This is a genomic window from Planctomycetia bacterium (genome assembly GCA_015075745.1).
In the GTDB taxonomy this organism is placed as follows: Bacteria; Planctomycetota; Phycisphaerae; order UBA1845; family UTPLA1; genus UTPLA1.
In genome coordinates, this window is sequence record JABTTW010000001.1 from 3316421 (window position 1) to 3335774 (window position 19354).

General features: G+C 60.4%; 18 protein-coding genes. 6 read left to right on the top strand and 12 right to left on the bottom strand.

The window, feature by feature from the left end; all coding sequences use genetic code 11:
• Positions 1-40 precede the first annotated feature (40 nt).
• The 7 genes from HS101_13165 to HS101_13195 form a co-directional block, all read right to left on the bottom strand.
• The gene (locus HS101_13165) at positions 41-1546 is read right to left on the bottom strand and encodes a DUF1800 domain-containing protein (protein MBE7507213.1); all 1506 of its coding nucleotides are present in this window, start codon (positions 1544-1546) and stop codon (positions 41-43) included.
• A 138-nt stretch (positions 1547-1684) separates the two neighbouring features.
• The gene (locus HS101_13170) at positions 1685-2854 is read right to left on the bottom strand and encodes a hypothetical protein (protein ID MBE7507214.1); all 1170 of its coding nucleotides are present in this window, start codon (positions 2852-2854) and stop codon (positions 1685-1687) included.
• 315 nt (positions 2855-3169) lie between these two features.
• Complete coding sequence (pyrG, locus tag HS101_13175) at positions 3170-4855, bottom strand: CTP synthase (glutamine hydrolyzing) (GenBank protein MBE7507215.1); 1686 nt, start codon at positions 4853-4855, stop codon at positions 3170-3172.
• Positions 4856-5125: 270 nt separating this feature from the next.
• Entirely contained in the window at positions 5126-5875 is a 750-nt protein-coding gene (locus HS101_13180; protein MBE7507216.1) for a type II secretion system protein, read from the bottom strand.
• A 102-nt stretch (positions 5876-5977) separates the two neighbouring features.
• A complete protein-coding gene (locus HS101_13185; protein ID MBE7507217.1) occupies positions 5978-7225 on the bottom strand; it encodes a hypothetical protein in 1248 nt (415 codons plus the stop codon).
• Positions 7226-7291: 66 nt separating this feature from the next.
• Positions 7292-8662 (bottom strand): hypothetical protein, encoded by a 1371-nt coding sequence (locus tag HS101_13190; GenBank protein ID MBE7507218.1) that lies wholly within the window; start codon positions 8660-8662, stop codon positions 7292-7294.
• 258 nt (positions 8663-8920) lie between these two features.
• Positions 8921-9478, bottom strand: coding sequence for a hypothetical protein (locus HS101_13195; protein MBE7507219.1), 558 nt, complete (start codon positions 9476-9478; stop codon positions 8921-8923).
• A 172-nt stretch (positions 9479-9650) separates the two neighbouring features.
• Here HS101_13195 and HS101_13200 point away from each other — a divergent pair, with 172 nt between their 5' ends.
• The 4 genes from HS101_13200 to HS101_13215 all read left to right on the top strand — a co-directional run bounded on the left by HS101_13200 (position 9651) and on the right by HS101_13215 (position 13099).
• On the top strand, positions 9651-10535 hold the full coding sequence (locus HS101_13200) for a radical SAM protein (protein MBE7507220.1): 885 nt from the start codon (positions 9651-9653) through the stop codon (positions 10533-10535).
• Between the two features lie 573 nt (positions 10536-11108).
• Positions 11109-11714, top strand: coding sequence for a thrombospondin type 3 repeat-containing protein (locus HS101_13205; GenBank protein MBE7507221.1), 606 nt, complete (start codon positions 11109-11111; stop codon positions 11712-11714).
• Between the two features lie 57 nt (positions 11715-11771).
• The gene (locus HS101_13210; GenBank protein MBE7507222.1) at positions 11772-12461 is read left to right on the top strand and encodes an MgtC/SapB family protein; all 690 of its coding nucleotides are present in this window, start codon (positions 11772-11774) and stop codon (positions 12459-12461) included.
• A gap of 206 nt (positions 12462-12667) precedes the next feature.
• Positions 12668-13099, top strand: coding sequence for a hypothetical protein (locus HS101_13215; protein MBE7507223.1), 432 nt, complete (start codon positions 12668-12670; stop codon positions 13097-13099).
• 167 nt (positions 13100-13266) lie between these two features.
• On the opposite strand, the gene HS101_13220 is transcribed toward HS101_13215, so the two are convergent.
• Positions 13267-13713 (bottom strand): hypothetical protein, encoded by a 447-nt coding sequence (locus tag HS101_13220; GenBank protein MBE7507224.1) that lies wholly within the window; start codon positions 13711-13713, stop codon positions 13267-13269.
• A gap of 57 nt (positions 13714-13770) precedes the next feature.
• Positions 13771-14049 carry a hypothetical protein gene (locus HS101_13225; protein MBE7507225.1) on the bottom strand — a complete coding sequence of 93 codons (279 nt, stop codon included), beginning with the start codon at positions 14047-14049 and terminating at the stop codon, positions 13771-13773.
• 232 nt (positions 14050-14281) lie between these two features.
• On the opposite strand from HS101_13225, the gene HS101_13230 reads away from it, so the two are divergent.
• Positions 14282-15319, top strand: a complete 1038-nt coding sequence (locus tag HS101_13230) for a hypothetical protein (protein ID MBE7507226.1) — start codon at positions 14282-14284, stop codon at positions 15317-15319.
• An 11-nt stretch (positions 15320-15330) separates the two neighbouring features.
• On the opposite strand, the gene HS101_13235 is transcribed toward HS101_13230, so the two are convergent.
• Positions 15331-16350 (bottom strand): hypothetical protein, encoded by a 1020-nt coding sequence (locus tag HS101_13235; protein MBE7507227.1) that lies wholly within the window; start codon positions 16348-16350, stop codon positions 15331-15333.
• Positions 16351-16623: 273 nt separating this feature from the next.
• On the opposite strand from HS101_13235, the gene HS101_13240 reads away from it, so the two are divergent.
• Complete coding sequence (locus HS101_13240; GenBank protein MBE7507228.1) at positions 16624-17235, top strand: superoxide dismutase; 612 nt, start codon at positions 16624-16626, stop codon at positions 17233-17235.
• 71 nt (positions 17236-17306) lie between these two features.
• Here HS101_13240 and HS101_13245 read toward each other — a convergent pair whose 3' ends face one another.
• Positions 17307-18605: a YkgJ family cysteine cluster protein gene (locus HS101_13245; GenBank protein ID MBE7507229.1), complete on the bottom strand. Its 1299-nt coding sequence runs from the start codon at positions 18603-18605 to the stop codon at positions 17307-17309.
• 151 nt (positions 18606-18756) lie between these two features.
• Positions 18757-19323 (bottom strand): carboxymuconolactone decarboxylase family protein, encoded by a 567-nt coding sequence (locus tag HS101_13250; protein ID MBE7507230.1) that lies wholly within the window; start codon positions 19321-19323, stop codon positions 18757-18759.
• Positions 19324-19354: the final 31 nt, after the last annotated feature.

Consider the following 19354-nt stretch of genomic DNA (forward strand, 5'->3'; position numbering starts at 1 on the left):
CGTACCTCATATCATCCGTTTGCGCGCCAGCCGATTAGTCTCAATACCACTGGTAACTCGGTGCGGAGAGTGCCAAAGCGACGGCCTCAGCCGACGTGGTCGAATTCGGATTCGCCCCGAGATAACCAAGAATCACACTCTTCTCGTTGGACGGCATTAGATTTCCAAATAGGGCCTGGTCGATGCGATCGGCCACCGCCGTCCCCGTGGTCGCCCCTTGCAGGAAAGTCGCGATATTCACGTTGAGATGCGTGATGCCGTTGTTCATGAGCTCGGCGGCCATGTTCCACCGGGGCAGCATCAGGCCGGCCCATGCCTCGAGCCGATCAGGATAACCATCGGGCGGCCCATGATTGAAGGGGAGGTGGCCGGCGCTCAAGAGTCTGGCTTCCAACTCCGTTCCGGAGCTCCACGCCACCGGCGATAATTCAGCACCCGTTGAGCGCATCGCGGAAACGGCAAAATGGTAGGGTCTCTTATGCTTGGGAGTCGCCGATGCAGGATCGAGCGTGGTGAACAAGGTGCGGAGCATCGACTTGATGTCGCCGCCGGTCGCCATGTAAGTGGCCGCAACTGCATCAACGAGCGATTGTGGTGGGTCGTAGCTCCAGAACTTCCTGCAGAGCTTCTTCGAGATGAAATGCGCCGTCGCGGGATGAGTCGCGAGGATGTCCAGGGCCATCACGCCATCGTTCATCCCGCCGCCGGCCGGGAAATTCACACCGAGAAATGTCTTGGCGGTGTCATCGTGCCAGTTGGGATGGAATATGAAATTCCATGTGATCGTTTCGGGATTACCATAATGATCGACTCCCCAGCCGGTCAGAATGCGAGCGAGCTCCTCGATATCGCCTTGCGAGTACCCGGCGTCAACGCCGAGAGAATGCAACTCCATCAGCTCGCGGGCATAGTTTTCGTTGGGATTGCCGCCGATGCTGGTTTCATTATCCAGATAGAACATCATCACCGCGCTTTGGGCGGTGGCGGCGAGCAACTGGGGGAAAGTGGTCATTGCATTTGCGCGGATCGTGTCTCGCAGCCAAACAGGGAAGAGCCAAGGGATATGGCTCTTGCCGCTTTCGACGCTGAAGTGGTCGTTCCAGAACTCGACCATCTTCTCAAATAGCTGCCGCTTGCTGTAGACCGACCGGACGACGGTGGACTCGATGCACTGGTGCATGATGTACACCGGTGATTGGAAACCCTTGAGTGAGGCCGGGTCGTAGTTCAGGAAGTAGTAGGGGGCAATCCGAGCATCAGTTGCACTATCGTCGATTGAAGATGGGTTCAATTGATACTCAAGGTATCCGTGATAGCCGAGTGTGTCGGCGAGCAGTTGCTCTTGCTGCGTCCAGCCAAAGGTGAGTCGATCAATGAGGAATCTGCCGGCATCGGGCCGCGGAGCAGCCTGCGTCCGGGAGGGGCTCATCGCCGCGAGCGAGGACAACCCGCCAAAGAGCAAAGCCCGGCGAGAGACGAATTCCTCCGCCTTTCGCATGTCCTCTCCCAACCCGACACGTTGGGCAAGTTGTCGTAAGAAACTCATTTTGCTATTCGTCTCCCGCGCCCCCGCAACCGCATCGACCAAGTGCCTTGCAGTCTTTCCGCTTCCTCTTCGCAGTTTCGTTGTACAGCCTGCTCGAAGTCCCGAGTCCCCAAGGCCGCGGCCGTCATTATCGTTTCATCACAACCCTAGCAAAATATCCGTGAAGCCCGGAACGTCGGCTTCGTCGACCAGCAGGTCGCCGTTCATGTCCGAGGCGCATAGCTCGTCCCCAACCGGAACGGCGCCGAGGACAAGCTCGGTGAATCGCAGGATGTCCCGTCCGTTTACCTGCCCGTTGCCTGACGTATCGCCCAGCAGGGAAGAAGGGCAGGGGTCACATACGTCGCCCTGACCATCGGAGTCGGTGTCCTCCTGGCCGGGGTTTTGATCGTTCGGACAGTTGTCGCAGCCGTCGACGACGGTGTCGCTGTCCGAATCGGCCGGGCAGCCATTCTGGTCAATTGAGTTTGCACAGGCAGGCGTGTTTGCGCAGAGATCGATGTCGTTGTTCACGCCATCTCCGTCGTCGTCGAGCGTCGAGCAACCGCTGCCGTCAACGGGAGTCGCCGGCGCCGTGACGGGACAAAAGTCATCGGGATCGGGAACGCCGTCGGCGTCGGAATCCGCCAGGGCGACGATTCGCAAGTCGTCGTAGTGAGCCGCGTCGCTTCCGCCGCCGTCGATGTTATAGAAGTCCACATCGGCGATGGTGTCGGAGGTTGCGGAGCTGAAGCCGAGGCCGTTCGCGACGCGAACACCGTCGAGGTAAAGTGACACCTTCCGGACGCCGACCGCGTAATTCATGTTGAGCTTGAAGACATGCCAGGAATTGCGTGATATGACCACGGATGTGTTGAAGAACCCGGTCCCGTTCCAGACCTTCAGCAATCCTGCATTGTCCACGATGACCGCGGAAACCCGCCGCGCAATCGGTAGAGAGTCGTCGTAGATGTCGATGCCCCAGCCGGCGCTGGGCGTGCCGACATTGCTCAGGTTCATCGCCCATTCAATCTGGACAATGGGCGAAGCGGCCGGAACCACCGTGAAGTTGAATGCTCGCCAATACCAATCGGTGAAGGTCGTCACCGATGCATCCAGACGTACGGCACGAGAACCTGTCCGGGCAAGGGCGCTCTGAACGACACCGCGATTGGCCGTCGCGGGATCGTCGGTCGATTGCCAGACATCCTGACCGAGCAGATCACCGTCCACGAACACGGGGCCTTCAAAACCGGTTTGATAGACGAGCTGTGCCCGAGCAATAGAGCAGATCGCGAGCACTGGGAGTAGGACAAGAGGAAACCGCATGAGCGACGCTGCCTTTTTGAGGCCGTACCACGGCCGATTGGAAATTCGTCGGCAAGCGGGCGATCGAGCCATCGGCTCAGGAATAGACGGCAGGAACTTCTTTCACCCGATGTAGATAGGATACGCCACTGGGGGCCGGTTTTCAAGAATTGTGGCGCCTCATAAATGCGTCTGCTCGCGGTTCAGGCATTACCAATCGCTGCATTATTGGGTGTTTCACGAGCGAGGGTGCATAACCGCACAGAAGGCGACGTGGGGGGTCGGTTTACTCTTTGAATCATCCTGCGTCGGCGAGCGTCTTGAGCCCCGGGCTCGTCAAATCTCAACCGCGATGTCGGCGATGGGCGCTGGGTTTCTTCGGGCGATCGCGGCTTTGACGAGGCCGAGGAAGAACGGGTCAGGCCGCAGCGGGCGGCTGGTGAGTTCGGGGTGGGCCTGAGTGGCCACGAAGTAGGGGTGCACCTCGGTCGGCAGTTCGAGGACCTGCATGATCGGGAAGTCGGGGGCCTTGCCGGAGAAGACGAGGCCGGCGGATTCAAGCTGCTCGATGTAGCGAGGATCGACTTCGTAGCGATGGCGGAAGCGGAGCCTGATTTCCGGCGAGCCGTTGTAGAGTTTGCAGGCGAGTGAGTTGGGCTTGAGGACGACGTCGTGGCCGCCCAGTCGCATGCTGGCGCCGAGGCCCTCGATTTGCTTCTGCTCGGGCAGGAAGTCGATGACAGGATGCTTGCACTCGGGATTGAATTCGGTGGAGCCGGCGCCGTCGAGTCCGCAGACATTGCGGGCATACTCAATGACCGCCAACTGAAATCCATAACAAAGGCCGAGATACGGGATGCCGTGGACTCGTGCGTGCTGGACACAGGAGATTTTCCCTTCGACGCCGCGTGAGCCGAAGCCGCCGGGAACGATGAGGCCATCGACGCCGGCGAGGCGATCGGCCACGTCTTCCAGGGGCATGTCGCTGACTTCAATCCAGTCGATGTCGACCTTGACGCCGCAGCGCGTGCCGCTGTGCTCCAGGGCCTTAATGACGGAGGCGTAGCTGTCGCGGACGCTGGTGTATTTCCCGGCAATACCGATGGTCACCTTCTGGGAGGATGATCGCAGGCGCTCGAGATAGTCCTTCCAGACGGACTCGGCCTTGCCCTCCGCCTCAACGTGAATCCGGTCGCCGATCCCAAGAATATCAACGACGGCCCGATCGAGGCCGGCCTCGCGAATCATCTCCGGAATAACATAGATCGACTCGCGATCGTGCATGGAGAAAACGCGATTGAACGGCACGCTGGAGTAAAGGGCGATTTTCTCGCGGACCTTGTTGGTGACGGGCTGAATGGCGCGGCAGGCGATGATGTGCGGCTGGATACCGCTCTCCAGGAGCTGCTTGATCCCAAGCTGCGCGGCCTTTGACTTCTGCTCGCCGAGGGCCGGCGGCTGAAGGACGTATGTCAAAGCGACGAAGCACGTACTTCCGGTGCCCTCTTCAAAGGCAAGCTGTCGCAGCGACTCGATGTAGTAGGCGTTCTCCACGTCGCCGACGGTGCCGCCGATCTCGATGAAGACGACATCGGCGTCGCTGGAGACCGCGAGTTGCCGGAGCTTGCTCTTCACCTCGCCGGTGACGTGAGGGATCATCTGGACGTCGCGGCCGAGGTAGCTGCCGCGGCGCTCCTTCTCCAGGACGGCGCTGAAGATCTGGCCGCTGGTGGCGAAGTTCTCGCGGCCCATGTTCTGATCGAGCATGCGCTCGTAGGTGCCGAGGTCCATGTCGCATTCCATTCCGTCGTCGAGGACGAAGACCTCGCCGTGGCGGAACGGATTGAGCGTGCCGGAGTCGAGATTGAGGTAGCCCTCAAGCTTGATGGGAGCGACGGTAAGGCCCTTGTCTTTGAGGACCTTGGCGAGGCTGCTGGCGAAGATGCCCTTGCCGAGGCCGGACATGACGGTGCCGAAAACGCCGACGTATTTGGTCTTGCCGGGCTTATATCCGGCGGGCATGGGTGTGTAGAACTCGGTTTCCTCGGAGGTCGCGGAGATGGCGGCGAGTGAGTGGGGGTCGCTCATAATCGGCTCCGTGTCTGGCGGTGATGGGGAGACGACGGCCCACGCGATTCATGGCGGGGAGCGACGGGCCGGTCTTGAAGGGTCATCTGTTGATTATAAGGGGGCTGTCAAGTGGGAGGAGGGAAAGGCGAGAAGGAGGCCGATGGGGCTTCGCGCGCTGCGTGGAAATGCGCGCGAGGAATGGCGTCTGAGGGGCCAACTTGCCTAGAACTGGACGCCTGCGGCGCCGAAGGCCAGTTCCGTCTGAACGGTCTTCTGGTCGCGAAACTCGACGCCGAATTCGCGGTTGAGCAGGTTGATGCCCCCGTTGTGCGGGCCGATGGCCTTGCCGGCCTCATACTTGATCATGTCGCGAACGTAACTGCTGCGGAGTCGACTGCGAAGTTGCAGGTCGGTAATTGGATTGCCTGTGAAGTGAACGCGAAGCTCGTTCATCGGTCGGCCGTCCATGAAGCCGAAGTTCTCGCGGAGATAGTCGCCTGGCGCAGCGAAACTGCCGTTGGGTTGATTGGCGCCGGCATCGCGATAGGTAAATCTGTAGCTCTTGGACGCCTTGGGCCAGCCGTAAATCGCCGCCGGACAGACGAAGATCTTTTCATCCTGGCCGAGGTAAAGCGGCATGAGGACATTGGGCAGCGAGGCCGGCCATCGCTCGCGGTCGTAGGGGTTCGTTTCTTCGTCGGTCATGGTGCTGATGTTGCCGAAGGAGGTATTGGTGAGCGAAGAGACGATGTACGGCACGCGGTTGTCGTTTGACACGCTGTAGGCCCAGATGGCACGGGCGATTTCATGCATGCGTGTCTGGCAGGACATCTTTGTGCCATGACGCCGTACCGCCGAGAGGGCGGGCAACACGATACCGACCAGCAGCGAGATGATGGAGATGACGACGAGCAACTCAATGAGCGTAAATGCTGGTCGTTTGGCCAATCGCCGAACTCTAGGAGCGTACATGGCTGACATCCTTCCGTTCAAACCGGGCGGCGGGCGACGATTCACCCGCCGCCGTGATGACTCTGTGCATCCGACGGTCCGTGTCGCATGCTCCTGACCCAATCAGCCGCGACTTACCGAGCGTCGTATCTTTCGCATCGAGAGCGCCGCGCCGATGAGCAGCAACGTGGCCACGGTCGGCTCGGGGATCGGCTCCGATTGGGCAATCAGCACCGCGTCGTAGCCGGTGGTGTCGCCGAAGATCGGGTCGAAGCTGTTATTCATGCCGAAGCCTGCCGATTCCAGATAGACGATGCGCTGCGAAAGCGGATCGACGAGCGGCAGCACGACGTTGTCCAAATAGGAACCGAGATCACCGCCGAAATCGGTCAGCGGAAGGCCGCCGTTGTTGGGGGCGCTGAACTGGTCGCTTGCCGGGCCGTTGGTGATAGTGGCAATGGGCGGCGCGCCGCCGGACTGGACATACATTCCGCCGACGTTTGCGGAGTTCACGGTCGGCCAGAGGGTCGAACCGAGACCAAGGCCGGTGAGTGTCGGGAAGTTCCCGTTGATGTCGCGTTCGATGACCCAGCCGCGGAAGCTGCCGAGGTACTGAAACGTCCCGAGGGTTGAGGCGGTCGAACTGGTCGGGTCGATCGAGTCGTGCCAGATCTCGTAGCCGAGATTGCTGACCTGATAGACATTCGGGGCAAAGAGGCTCATCGAGCCTTGTCGCGTGTCGACGCCGGGATTGATCGCGGCGCCGGGCGTGGTGTTTGGCTGCGTTCCGGCGAGGGTGTTGACCGTCGTGGTGATGTTCGGGCCGAAGCCGGGGAAGCCGGAGTTCGTGGCAGTCGCATCGAAGCTGGTGAGGCCGATGGAGCCGCCGACCGTATCGAGGCTGAGGCCGATGGAGCTCTTCGTGCCGGGGATTTCGACCGGTGTCTGTCCGGCCTGCGGTGTCAGGCGGCGCGAGCCATTGCCCAGATCACCGTCGAGATCGAGCAGCGGTCCGCCGAGGTAGTCGACGTTGAGCAGCGGCTGCTGTCCAGCCGGGCCGAGCGGAATGCTGCCGCGCCGGAAGAGGAAACTCAGCGAGCCGTATTGATTGGGCGTGAGGAGCGGCGAGCCGGTTCCGAGGTAGGGAGCAGCGGCGCTGCCTGAGGTGCCGGCGAGGCGATCACCGTCAACAAATGAGCCGGGCGCGCCGGCGGGGGGGCCGGAGGCGAAGACCGTTCGGGCTGCGCCGGGCGACATGCCCGCGTTGACGCCGGTCAGAAGCTGAAAGTCCTCCGCCTGTGCAGGCGTCGACATCAGTGCCACCGAAACGGCGGCGACGATCACAATAACCAAACTTGTCCGATTCATCATTTCATCCTCCCCTTTCAAGAGATTCATCAATTCATTATGCCGCAAAGCCGTCGAGGCCCGCGGCGATTAGAGCAGTGCATCCACGAAGGCCTGGACATCCAGACCGTTCACAAAAGTATCCTGATTCACATCCGCCCGAGCCGCGTCACATGCGTTGAGAGAAAGCGGGTCGAGCAGTGCGGCGACGAGAGCGTCGGCATCGGCGAACTCGACGACACCGTTGCCGTCGATGTCTCCGTCAATCAGGACCGCGGCCTCGGTTGATTGAGCGACAACGACGACGTCATAGCCGATCGTGTCGGTGAAGACGGGATCGCCGCTGTTGTTGATGCCGAAGCCCGCCGATTCGAGATAGACGAATGACTGCGCGGCGGGGTCAAGATGAGGCACGACGACGGTATCGAAGTACGCGCCGAGGTCGCCACCGGCATCCGCGAGGGCGATGCCGCCGTTATTCGGCATGGTGAAGTCGTCGCCGGTCGCGAAGTTGTCGGTGGAGAATCCCTTCTCGATCATCGCCGTTGGGCCGAAGACGTTGATCGCCGTGTTCCAGACCGCGCCGATCTGCGATTGATCAACCTGGGGCCACAGCGTGGCGCCGAGCCCCTGTCCCGCCAGCGTCGGAAACTGTCCGGTAGCGCAATCACGCTCGACGACCCAGCCGCGGAACTTGCCAAGATGCTGGATGGTTCCGAGGAGCTGTGGTGTGCCGGTATCGGGCGAGATGGAGTCGTACCAAAGTTCGTATCCGAGGTCCTGCACACGGTGAACGCCGGTCAGTGTTCCACTGATTCCCAGGTAGGCGGTCAATGTTCCGACGCGCGTGTCCATGGCCGGGTTGATCGGGCCGGACTGCGCGCCGGTGGGGGATGTTCCGGCGATGGTAACGAGTGTCACGGCGATGCGCCCGTCGAACCCCGGTGCGCCCTCGGCCGTCCCTGTGGCGTCGAAATTGTTAAGGGTGATCGAGCCGTCGACGGTGTCAATGGAAAGATCGATGAAACTGGATGATCCGGGAATCGCGACCGCGCTTTGACCCGAAACCGGAATGTAGCTTCGTGTGCCGTTGACGGTATCGCCGTCCAGATCGAGCAGTGGGCCGCCGAGATAGTCGATCCCCATGAGCGGCAGGAAGAATGGGAACGCCGGCACCGATCCGCGCCGGAACAGGAAGCTGAATGCACCGACGTTGTTCGGCGGAATGACCGGTTGACCGCTGCCGACATAGACGATGTCGCCGCCGATGTCGCCGGTGCCTGCCAACCGGTCGCCGTCATCAAATGCGCCCGCGAAACTCGGGCCGGGAACGGCGTTCACCGACCGCCTCGCACCGGGGTATTTGCCAACGTCGGCGCCGGTGAGTAACTGAAAATGTGATGCGGCGGCCGGCGCCTTCATCGCCAATATCGCGGCAAACGCCGCGGTAGAAAGTCGCATCAAGAAATTCCTCTCTCTTTGTGTGACTTCGTCGAGATTCCTCGCTCTCGAAGTCACAGCCCCGAACTCGCACGATCGCGGGGGAAGCGCACCACAGCATGGCAGGCTGTCGCCACGAAATGTTTCCGAGTGCGGCATCGTCGGAATCTCCTTCAGGGGAGATCACAGAGCGCGACCCGACCGTGCAATTGAAAACGCGAACAAGTATGATTGGTGAAAGGCGCATCGCGCCGATCACACAGTGTGGAGGGGGGCAGATCAGAGAGAGAACTGAGGCGGGGCGCGAGGCGGCGTCCAGAGCGGACCGAAGACCGCCGATCGAAAGCCGTGCTCCAAATCGACCCTGCGCGCATACCGATCGCGCGACGCATGGGCATGTGGGTTGGTCGCCAAAGCGGTGGCGATTTTCGAGGAGATCGTCCGAAGCGCTCGCAGCATCACGGCGATCGAAGCAACTGAAGCCGTGGCCAGGAACAGCCAATACTGAATATCCGCATCGCGGACGAAGTCGGGCATGGCCCGCTCAATGACGCCCACGTGGAGCAGGGCGATGACAACGAGAAAGGTGATGACCTTTCGCCGATCGGAAAGAATCCGCAGCGAGTAAGCGCAAACGACTTCGAGTACGAAGAAGGCATTGGCAAGGGTCAGGAGCAGTACGGACGACCAGCGAATGGGGCCCGATTGAGTCCAGATCGCCGAGAAGACGCCAATGGTAATGGGGGCGTGGAGCAGCAGGACGACGGCCCAGAGCAGTCGCCAATACGACTTTCGCCGGTCTTGCGAGGCCGTGGGTTGTCGAGTGCCTGTGTTCAAGAATCCTCTCTCTTCGGATTACATAAGCCGAATGTCCGGCCACGTTTTTCCCCTGTCTTGGGAACTGTAAGGGGTACTTTGGCAATTTCAATGCCGCGCGGGGTAAACGGCTCCATAATGCTATGATAGCTGGTCAGGAATTGCCGTTGCCGGGCGAAAGCGAGAATTCTCCATGCCGGATGCGAAAAAAACCAGTTTGCCTGTTGCCTATCAGTCGCATGGCCGAGCCTGGCATGATCTGATTTACTGCTATCCGGTTGTCTCGCGGCGCAGCGGCGGCCTTTCCATCGGCATCAACCTAAACCCTGACAAGGCCTGCAATTTCGATTGCATCTACTGCCAGGTGGACCGCACAACGCCGGGAACGGCGAAAAAGGTCGATCTGGCCGTCGTGGCGACCGAACTCGACCGGCTTCTCGATGCGGCCCTCGATGGGAGTCTTTGGGTCGAGTCGCCCTTCGACAGTGTGACCGAGGCGAACCGCCGAGTCTGTGACATTGCTTTCAGCGGCGATGGCGAGCCCACGACGTATCCAGAATTCGCCGAGGCAGTTCAACTGGCCGCGGTTGCGCGGAAGCGGAGGAACCTCAGCGACACCAAGCTCGTGCTCATCACTGACGCATGCTATCTCAACAAGCCCAACGTCCGGCGGGGCCTTTCTATTCTCGATGAGAACAATGGTGAGATTTGGGCAAAACTCGACGCCGGGACGCAGGCCTACTACGAACTGGTGAATCGCCCGAACTTTCCGTTGTCCCATGTGATGAAGAACATCACCGAGGTCGCGCAGGAAAGAGCCGTCGTGATCCAATCCTTATGGATGCGCGTTCACGACGAGCCGCCGCCTTCAGTGGAACTGCTGGCATACTGCGAGCGCTTAAACGAAGTTCTTGCGGCCGGCGGCAAGCTTAAGTTGATCCAGCTTTACACCATCGCACGAAAAACCACGGAGGCCTATGCCAAGCCCCTGGAAGACGCCGAGCTGGACGCAATCGCCCGAGTCGTTCGAGAGCGGGTGAAGTGCCCGATCGAGACTTACTACGGCGTGGCGGGCTAGGATCGCTTCAGGTCATCGGGCGTTGGTCCGGCACCTTGTTCACCAGCACTTCGCGACGTTTGTTTCGCTACCCGGCGGGCATTAGAATCACACTGGACCGGCACTTTCGAGGTCGGGCCTTGTCTGTTTTCCAGGGCGTTTATGAACTTGAATCTACGGGCTGTCTGCGTCGCGTGGATGTCTTGCGCACTTTTCGCGATGCCGGCTTCGGCAGTCGTCGTTCGAACTTTTACCTGCGCCCAGTTCGGTACCGGCTGCAACAATGTCATCCCGGCCGGAGCCCCGGGAACGACGTTCGGATCGATGACGCCGTCGACAGTCGTCGTGCCGAATCTCGGCAGCAACGCCAAGATTGTCGATCTTGATATGACAATCAATATCCAACATACCTGGCGCGGCGATATCCGCGTGCTGCTGGCCAACCCCGGCGGAAATTTTCGCGAGTTGTTTTCCGAGGTCGGAACGTTTAACAACAGCGGCGATGACATTAGCGTGACGCTCAATGATGAGGCGGCCACGAATATCATCAGCGGACCGTGCGCAAACATGGCCCATGCGTGCACCGGAACTTACATGCCGGAAACGACGCCGATGAGCTTCTTCGATGGCGCGAATCCCAGCGGTACATGGACCCTGGGCGTCATTGACGGCGGTAGCAGCGCGGTCGGTGCCCTGTTGTCCTGGAGCCTGATCATCACACTGGCGGACACGGACGGCGACGGCATTGAAGATGGTCCTGACAACTGCATCAACGTCGCCAATCCCGGGCAGCAGGACATCGATGGCGACGGCGTCGGTGATGCCTGCGACAACTGCGTGAGTCTCAAGAACTCGACTCAGCCGGATTCGGACGGCGACGGCGTGGGAGACGCCTGTGACAACTGTCCGAGCAAGATGAACGTCGACCAGGCCGACCCCGACAGCGACGGTCGCGGAACGGCCTGCGACAATTGCCCGAATACCGCTAACTTCGATCAGGCTGACGGCGACGGCGACGGGTTCGGCGACAAATGCGACAGCGATCCCCTCGTGCCTAATCCCGATCAGCAGCCGGATGCCGGCTCACCTCCGGCTGTTCAGGGTACTCCCACGTGCGGAACTTGCGGTGCGGGCTCCTCCGTTCTTCTGCCTCTCATCGCGGTTTTTCCGCTGATTCTCCGTCGAGGTCGTCAGGGTTGACATGGCCTCGTCGGACGTTGACGATCTACTTGGTTAACCAGGTGGAGCACTTCGCGTATGCCGGAATCCATTCAGCCTTGGATCGGTGATTTGCATGAAGTTCTCTCGACTCCGGTCGTGGGGCTTATCGTGACCATCACCGCGGTGATCTGCGGCGGCATCATTGGTCTTGAGCGCGGCCATGCACAGAAGCCCGCGGGACTCAGGACGATGGCGCTCATCTGCCTGGGTTCGGCGATCTTTACCCAGGCCTCGATATTGATGGCACAAGGAACAACTGATCGTGCGCGTATTGCCGCCCAGATCGTCTCCGGCATCGGCTTCCTCGGGGCGGGCGCGATATTTCGAGAGGGGCGGCTCATCGTCGGGTTTACCACGGGCGCCGGCATCTGGGCGACTGCGGCGGTCGGCATGGTGATCGGCGGCGGCTACGTGGTCGCAGGTGTGTTCTTCATGCTCCTGATCGTATCAACGCTCGCGGCCTCAAAGCACGTCGATCATCTGGTGAACGGCCCCTGCCGAAACGCGACATTGCTCGTCGAATTTGATCCTCGACAAGGAAAAACACGGCTGGCAATTCAACAAATCATCGATGACTACCTTTATCCCGAGATTCTTGGATTTGAGAGCCCGTCGGAGTCTACCTGCATCGCAAAGATCAGGTATTGCGAGTTCCACCGTGACCACCGCGCTTTCTTAGGGGAACTTGCCCGCATCGCCGAGGTGACCAGGGTCTCACAAGGCTGAGAACCGGTTGCGGGGCCTCCTGTCATACTGAAATGCACGTCCGCGAATAACCGCTTCGCCAGTTTGATTTTTTTCGCCGCGGTTGCTTTAGAAAAAAATCGCTGGATCGCGCGGTTTGCCAGTTGCGTCCGCGCCGGATTTGCCGATCAGAGTTCGGTTCGGGGAAAGATAACGACGGATCGAACCAATTTTTCAGGAGCTGCGCTATGAATGGCCCAATACACTCCGGAGGCGGGCGGCGGCAGCACTCGAACAAGGAATGGACGCGACTGAAGTTCGCCGGTCGGGCAGTGCTGGCGCTTTCTGCCGGCGCAGCCTTTGGGGCGCTTGCCTGGGAGCCGGTTTCAGACGCGACATCCACCAGCGAGAATGAGCGGATCGCCGCGGAGTTGCGGCGAGAAAGCAACGCCGGCCAGGATGAGCGCCGGCCTTCTTTCGATGTGGTTAACGAGCCCATCGCCCCAGGCGGCGATGCCTTGCTAAACCCCGAAAGGAGAAATCACCCATCATGGGTCGCCCGAGGAGCCGAGACCGATGATGCGGCCGACCACTCTGGTCGAGTGGCGCAAACCCGTCAGGATCATGTGCACGTCACGAATGCAACCTCCGGCGTTCGCTCCAGGGCGCCGCCTCCTTAAACGCATCGTTCGCCGCACCACCGCAACCCACCACGCCGGATATCGCGGCGCACAACCAATCAGTTTTTTATTCGTTCAAACGACCTAAACTTTTGAACAAATAAAGAGGCCCGCCCGAGTCACCTCGAGCGGGCCTTTTGCTTGATATTCCCTACGATCGGCGGGCTTTAGTTTGCGCCGCCCTGCTGTGCGAAGCTGAAGATCTCCTCGAGGTCCTGCTGCGTCGGATTGTCGGGATCGAATTCCTGATCGCCGCCCGCGAAGGCAGCCGCCAGCTCCTCCAGGCCCTGAATGGCCGACGGGTCGCCCTGAGCCTCATTGAGCAGGGCTTCAAGTTCCTCGAAGGTCTGAACGTTGTTGGCATCCAGGAAGTTCACGAGGGCCTGCGACTGGGCCTCGGTCAGGGGTATTGCACCCGTACCCGGCGCCTGAGAGTTTATCACTTCCACGGCAATCTGGCTCAGGGCTCGAATCTCGCTTGCGGTGAGATCGCCGATTGCGCTGTTGGCCAGCTTAGCGAGGGCGCCCGGAAGGATGAGAACATCACAACCTGCCGAACCGGCAAAGATTCCGCCGGCAAACAACAAACAAAACAGCTTACTTCTTCCCTTCATTTCATACTCCTTGTTTCTGCCGAGTATCCCACAGCCGCACGAAGCCCCCCAGGGACATCAGGGTACTGTGAAGTTGAATAGAAAATTGACCAGTCGGTCGCCGCTGTCATCCATAGGAGCGCCGATCGCCGCACGGATCGCGTCCTGCTGCTCCATATCCGTCAGCGCCGAGTTACTTAGAATCGCATCCAACTCGGCAAGCGTGAGTCCCGCGGCCTGCGCCGGAAGCGTCGCCTGCTGGATTGCGTTGAACCCGCAGCCCGATGTCAGAGCAATGACGAGAATCGCAAGTACAAGGCGACTCTCCAGTTTTAGAATACGATTAACGAATGGCATGAAAACCTCATCGAATGCCGGCAGTCTCGCGAGGTCCGGCTCATCTTAGCATCGGCCCCGGACCTGAACAACCTTAAGACCTAACCCGGCGACTTCGGCACAATTTGCAGGTCCGCAATCAGCCGGCGTTGATGGAGGCCCCTCAGACCGTATAATCTCGCACCGTAAGCGTATACGCCCATAACCCGGCACGTGACGGCACCGGACAATCGGCCCCTCAAGGTAGGCCCTCGTGATATTCCAAACCCATTCACTCCTCCCCGCAGCCATCCTGGGAATCATTCTGACGGGATCGCCTGTCGGCGAATCAAGGCCGACCACGCAGGAAGACTCAAGCCTCAATCAGGCGATCGAAACGACTTCGTGTGAGCGTTTCCAAAACTCCATCGACAAGGCGACGAGCGCCGCGGAACGCCTTTCGGCCAGGTTCGGCGCGATTGAGTGTATCCTTACTCAGGAATGTGCCGCGCCACTCACGGCACTCCTGACCGAGCGGGCATTTGATCGTCGTGCGCTGGGTGCTTCGGCTGCTCGCGCGATTGAGAACATCGACAAGGCATCGGACGATCTGTCCGGCGCTGCGCTCGACGAGGACACCACCGCCGAAGCGATTGACCACCTCGATCGCCTCCGCGCGTTCGCCGAAATGTTTGCCGCGCTGGCCCTCGACCCGAAGGAGGATGAAACGCCGCGGCGCCTGATCGACGCATGCATCGGCCTGGCCCTCTATGCCGACGACCCAAGCGAAGAGCTTGTCGAGTCCGCCAAGTTGTGGCAGGCGGTTGCCTATCGTCGTGCCGGAAAAACGGATCGCGCGCTGCAGGTGCTGCGACCGGTTCTGACGACGCCGACCGCCCGGTCGATCGGCTTTTATGCCCGTGTTCAACGATGTCTCTGTCTGGCGGATCGCGGCGACCATGCAGCGGCGCTGGCCCTCGCCTTTCGGGTAGCGCATCGGGCGGATGCCTGGTTTGAGGATCGGGACCGCGCGGCGCGCAAGCAGGCCGCCGACTCGGTTCGCTGGGTCCGCATCGAAGTGCTTAAGGGCTGGGCAAAGAAGCTGAAGGAAGATGATAAGCCGGATCGCGCCGCGGAGGCCGAGGAAGAAGCCGGGACGCTGCTTGGCGGCGATGTATATCCGATTCCTGTCGACCGCTGGCTGCCGTTGGAGACTCCGATTGCCGGACTGCCGACCTGGGAGCCACCGGCCGCCCAGCCGCCGGCCGAACCCGATGTCCCCGTTCGCGAATCAACAGAAAAGGACGATTAACACACCGGCGCCTAATCGGTCGAAGCGGGCTTATTTCCCTTTTCTTTGAGTCGCTTTACTCGGAAGTCATCGATGACCGCCCCTTTATGCGCCGCGACCCACACGCCGGCGAGCATGGCGCCGCCGGCCTTCAGCCGATCCTGGATAAACGCCTTGCCCTTCGCCTCCTTGAGGTCGCCGCTCTTTTCCAATTCGTAAAGCGGCTCGAGTTGCTCAAACGTCTCCATCAGGTAGGCATTGATGTCCGTCCAGTATTGCTCGGTCGAAACTTCGCTGGGCGGAGCGGCAAGCGAAGCCATGTTTTGGGATGTGAGCTTGTGCAGGGCGATGACACCGCCGTCGATAAAGGCGTGAAAACCCGAGTCGACCGTATAGCCTTTGGGATTGTCGCCCTTCCAGCCGTTATGGTGTCGCGTGACGTGCAGCGGTTGAGCTCCGTCGCCAATGAAGTGACTGAGGATGCCCATCTGATAAACAATGTTCTGCCGGGCATTCTCGATCATCTCGTCAGTGACCAGCGATCGGTGAAGTTCATAGGTCTTCAGCGTTGTCCAGCTCGCCGCCAGTTTCCATTGCATCTCAGCGATCTCATAAGGCAAAAGCCCCGGCACCAGCCTGGTGTATAACTTGTCGCGCTTGCGGTTGTAGCCTGGAAATTTTTCGGGATGTTGGGCACGCTGCGTCGCAAGAATGTCGAGAAACTCTCGCCGAAGCGGAGGCAGCGTCTTCAGCGACAGGCCGAAATCAGCAAGCTCCTCCACGTCGATGTAGTGATCGGGATTGTTAATGTGATCGAGGTGCACGTTGTGCTGGCCGCGCCACCGATCCGGTTCCGCTGAGAGATATTCCAGTCTGTACCTCACGGACGGCGTCTTTAACCAATTCGGCATGTCGTCGGGGAGCTTCTCCCACGCCATCCGCGTGACAATAACGTGGCCCTCCTCATCCCATCCGTGGACCGAAGCCATCGGCGCCAACGCCGCATACGCCAGCAACATCGCCGGCAAAGCCGGCCATCGCCTTTTCGCCATTGGATCATTCTCCCGGAAGTGCGAATCACGGCCCGGCACATGGCCGTGCACGTATCGCAGGCACGCACGTTACCCGCTTCGCGAGACCACCGCCACGCCAGTAGGCGAAACCAAGGGGTCGATGGCCGGGGCTGCCCCGATGAGGCGGGAAGCCTTCCTTACCTCGTCAATACGCCCCGGATTAACAGGTTCTCTTGACCTATGCACGAGGCAGCGCTAAATTCTTCCTGGTTCAGACCAATATCTTCCCATCAGCCTCTGAGGAGAAAGACCATGGCTTTTGAGTTACCTGCTCTGCCGTATGCGTTCGACGCACTTACCCCTCACATTGATGCCAAGACGATGGAGATCCATCACGGCAAACACCACAACGCTTACGTCACCAACGTGAACAAGGCGCTGGAGGGCCAGGCTGCCCTGGCCGCGAAGCCGATCGAGCAACTCCTCCGCGAAATCAGCCAGGTACCCGACACGATTCGCCAGGCTGTCATTAACAACGGCGGCGGTCACGCCAACCACTCGCTGTTCTGGCAGATCATGGGCAAAGGGTGCGGCGGTTCACCCGGCGGCGCGATCAGCGAGGCGATCAACGGCGCCTTCGGTGGCTTCGATGCCTTCAAGGAGAAGTTCGCGACCGCGGCAGCGACCCGATTCGGCAGCGGCTGGGCATGGCTCGCCTGGAAGGATGGCAAGCTCGAAGTCTTCAGCACGGCCAACCAGGATTCGCCGTACATGACCGGCCACACGCCGATCATCGGCCTCGACGTGTGGGAGCACGCCTACTATTTGAATTATCAGAATCGTCGGCCCGACTACATCGCCGCATGGTGGAGCGTCGTTAACTGGAAGAAGGCGGACGAGTTGTTCATGGCCGCGAAGAAGTAAGTTTCGCGCGGTCTCGCGATTTCATTTTGGCCCCCGTCACGCGCGCCCTCGGCACCTCGCCGGGGGCGTGCTCATTTTACGGAAGCCGGCTCCTGCATCGGCGCCATGAGTCGAAGGCTCTGCAGCGCCAGACCGGCATCGCAAAGCTGCGTTCGCAACCAGCCCTTGAGCGTCTGCTCGTACATTCGAGTCTGATTCGCCAGATGAAACTCCACGCCGGTCAGCGCCTTGCGGACATGCGCCTCGGATAATCTGTGATCGCCGCGTGACTGAGCCTCCGCTCGGGCGATGAAGAGGATTGCATTGAGATCGAGGATGTGCTGATGGACGCCCGCGATGATCGGCAGCCGCGTGCCGACGATCATCCGCTGCCAGAATCGCGATCGAAAGTATCGCAGCAGCAGGCTGGTCGCGGCCTCATCCATCGCTCCGCCGGCGGACCGGCCAGCGACGGCGTCGATCGAGATATTGCGCCCCAGAATTCGCGAAGCGTAGCCGCCGGAAAGCCTTGCCAGCGACATCAGTTTCGGCAGCAGGGTCAGTCTCCTGAACAGCCCGACGCGACCGCTGGAGGTTGCAGGCAGCGTGTCGGGAAAGAGCGTTGCCGCGAACAGCATTCGCACCGGCATCGGCGCGGTCGCTGCGTCTTCAAACGAGATGATTCCCTTGGTTGCCGGCGCGATGGAGCCGCATTTCCTGTCGTCCAGGAATGTCAGCATGCCCGGGCCGCCGCCTTCCGGATGGTTTCTCTCGAAGTCGCGGACGCCGATGAGCAGTCCGGTCAACTCCGCGAATCGGCTCCACACATCCGCGGGTCTCGCGTCGTCGAAGATCATCATCGCCTGTTCGATGATCGCCTCGAATTCGTCGTGTGAGACGGTGGTCGTCGCATCCAGCGGCACCAGGACGCCCGTACCCCTAAAGGGCCGATCGGAGAGTCGCGTGGCTCGTTGAATGTCGTCCGACTGCTCCGTCAGCAGGGCCCCTCGCCGAGATTGAACCGATGGACAACCGAAGTTCACCGACACGCGATGCTCGGTCCACGTGCGCGAGGGGAGATAAGGGAATTGGAGGCACATGTCCGGCTTGGCCGCCGCGCCCAACTCCTTGTGAATGATGCACAGCCCGTCGGTGTCAAGGAATAGGCATCGGTTGCCCTCGCCCTTGGCCAGGTCGAAGTAGCCGGGTCTGCCATCCGCGGCACGCTGGTAGAACTTTCTGCCATGCAGGGCGGGGTAGGCCGAGAAGTCGTGACGATTTAGTGCTGCCGCCTTTTTCTCCTCGATGACGGTGCGCCACGGCTGGTTGCAGCAGGCGGTGCAACTCCCACACGAAAATCGGACGGATGGATCGACGACGGGCAATTGCATGGGCGGACCTCCGCCCCTGCGTCGGTCAGCCATCTGGTTCGCTTTTGCTTATCGATGACGGATCGTGACGATCACGAAACAGACCGATAATAGGAGGCCGAAGGACGGCTGGTGGCCGCTTCCACCACCGTCCTTCAGCCACTTGGAGTTTCTAAACGGAATAGGCACGCTCAGGGCTCGCCTCCAGCGCGCTGGCCTTAGGAAAGTCGATGTCAGTCTGTGCCACATGATTGAAGTAGTTGGTGAAGATGTTCAGCGCGACGTTTGCGACGATCTCCGTGATTGCCCCATCGTCGTAGCCTGCTAAGCGCAGGGACGCTACGTCATCATCGCTGACAAGGCCGCGCTCCTTGACGATTTTGCGAGCGAACGAGAGGGCTGCTTCCGTCTTGGAATCCGGGGACGTGCCGCGTCGGCTAGCGGCGATCTCTTCGGCACTCAGACCGGCCAGTCGGCCCAGTGCTGAGTGGGCCGCCACGCAGTACTCGCAGTTGTTCGACTCCCCGACGACGAGCGAGATCTGCTCGCGAAGCTTTGCCGGGAGCACTCCCTTCGACACAGCCGTGTTGAATCCCAGATAGGACTCGAGCACTGCGGGCGAATGGGCCATCGTTCGCATGACGTTGGGAACCTTGCCAAGCTTCTTCTCCACGCCATCAAGGAGGGTTTGAGCTTTTTCGCCGGCTTCCGACGTTGTCAGTGCTTTGATTCGTGGCATCTTGCTTTTCCTTTCTGCACATGGCGAATTG

What these genes read in the sequence shown, in the direction of transcription:
- HS101_13165 (MBE7507213.1), bottom strand. Translation starts at nt 1,546, where the DNA reads ATGAGTTTCTTACGACAACTTGCCCAACGTGTCGGGTTGGGAGAGGAC.
- HS101_13170 (MBE7507214.1), bottom strand. Translation starts at nt 2,854, where the DNA reads ATGCGGTTTCCTCTTGTCCTACTCCCAGTGCTCGCGATCTGCTCTATT.
- pyrG (MBE7507215.1), bottom strand. Translation starts at nt 4,855, where the DNA reads ATGCCCGCCGGATATAAGCCCGGCAAGACCAAATACGTCGGCGTTTTC.
- HS101_13180 (MBE7507216.1), bottom strand. Translation starts at nt 5,875, where the DNA reads ATGTACGCTCCTAGAGTTCGGCGATTGGCCAAACGACCAGCATTTACG.
- HS101_13185 (MBE7507217.1), bottom strand. Translation starts at nt 7,225, where the DNA reads ATGATGAATCGGACAAGTTTGGTTATTGTGATCGTCGCCGCCGTTTCG.
- HS101_13190 (MBE7507218.1), bottom strand. Translation starts at nt 8,662, where the DNA reads ATGCGACTTTCTACCGCGGCGTTTGCCGCGATATTGGCGATGAAGGCG.
- HS101_13200 (MBE7507220.1), top strand. Translation starts at nt 9,651, where the DNA reads ATGCCGGATGCGAAAAAAACCAGTTTGCCTGTTGCCTATCAGTCGCAT.
- HS101_13205 (MBE7507221.1), top strand. Translation starts at nt 11,109, where the DNA reads ATGCCGGAAACGACGCCGATGAGCTTCTTCGATGGCGCGAATCCCAGC.
- HS101_13210 (MBE7507222.1), top strand. Translation starts at nt 11,772, where the DNA reads ATGCCGGAATCCATTCAGCCTTGGATCGGTGATTTGCATGAAGTTCTC.
- HS101_13215 (MBE7507223.1), top strand. Translation starts at nt 12,668, where the DNA reads ATGAATGGCCCAATACACTCCGGAGGCGGGCGGCGGCAGCACTCGAAC.
- HS101_13220 (MBE7507224.1), bottom strand. Translation starts at nt 13,713, where the DNA reads ATGAAGGGAAGAAGTAAGCTGTTTTGTTTGTTGTTTGCCGGCGGAATC.
- HS101_13225 (MBE7507225.1), bottom strand. Translation starts at nt 14,049, where the DNA reads ATGCCATTCGTTAATCGTATTCTAAAACTGGAGAGTCGCCTTGTACTT.
- HS101_13235 (MBE7507227.1), bottom strand. Translation starts at nt 16,350, where the DNA reads ATGGCGAAAAGGCGATGGCCGGCTTTGCCGGCGATGTTGCTGGCGTAT.
- HS101_13240 (MBE7507228.1), top strand. Translation starts at nt 16,624, where the DNA reads ATGGCTTTTGAGTTACCTGCTCTGCCGTATGCGTTCGACGCACTTACC.
- HS101_13245 (MBE7507229.1), bottom strand. Translation starts at nt 18,605, where the DNA reads ATGCAATTGCCCGTCGTCGATCCATCCGTCCGATTTTCGTGTGGGAGT.
- HS101_13250 (MBE7507230.1), bottom strand. Translation starts at nt 19,323, where the DNA reads ATGCCACGAATCAAAGCACTGACAACGTCGGAAGCCGGCGAAAAAGCT.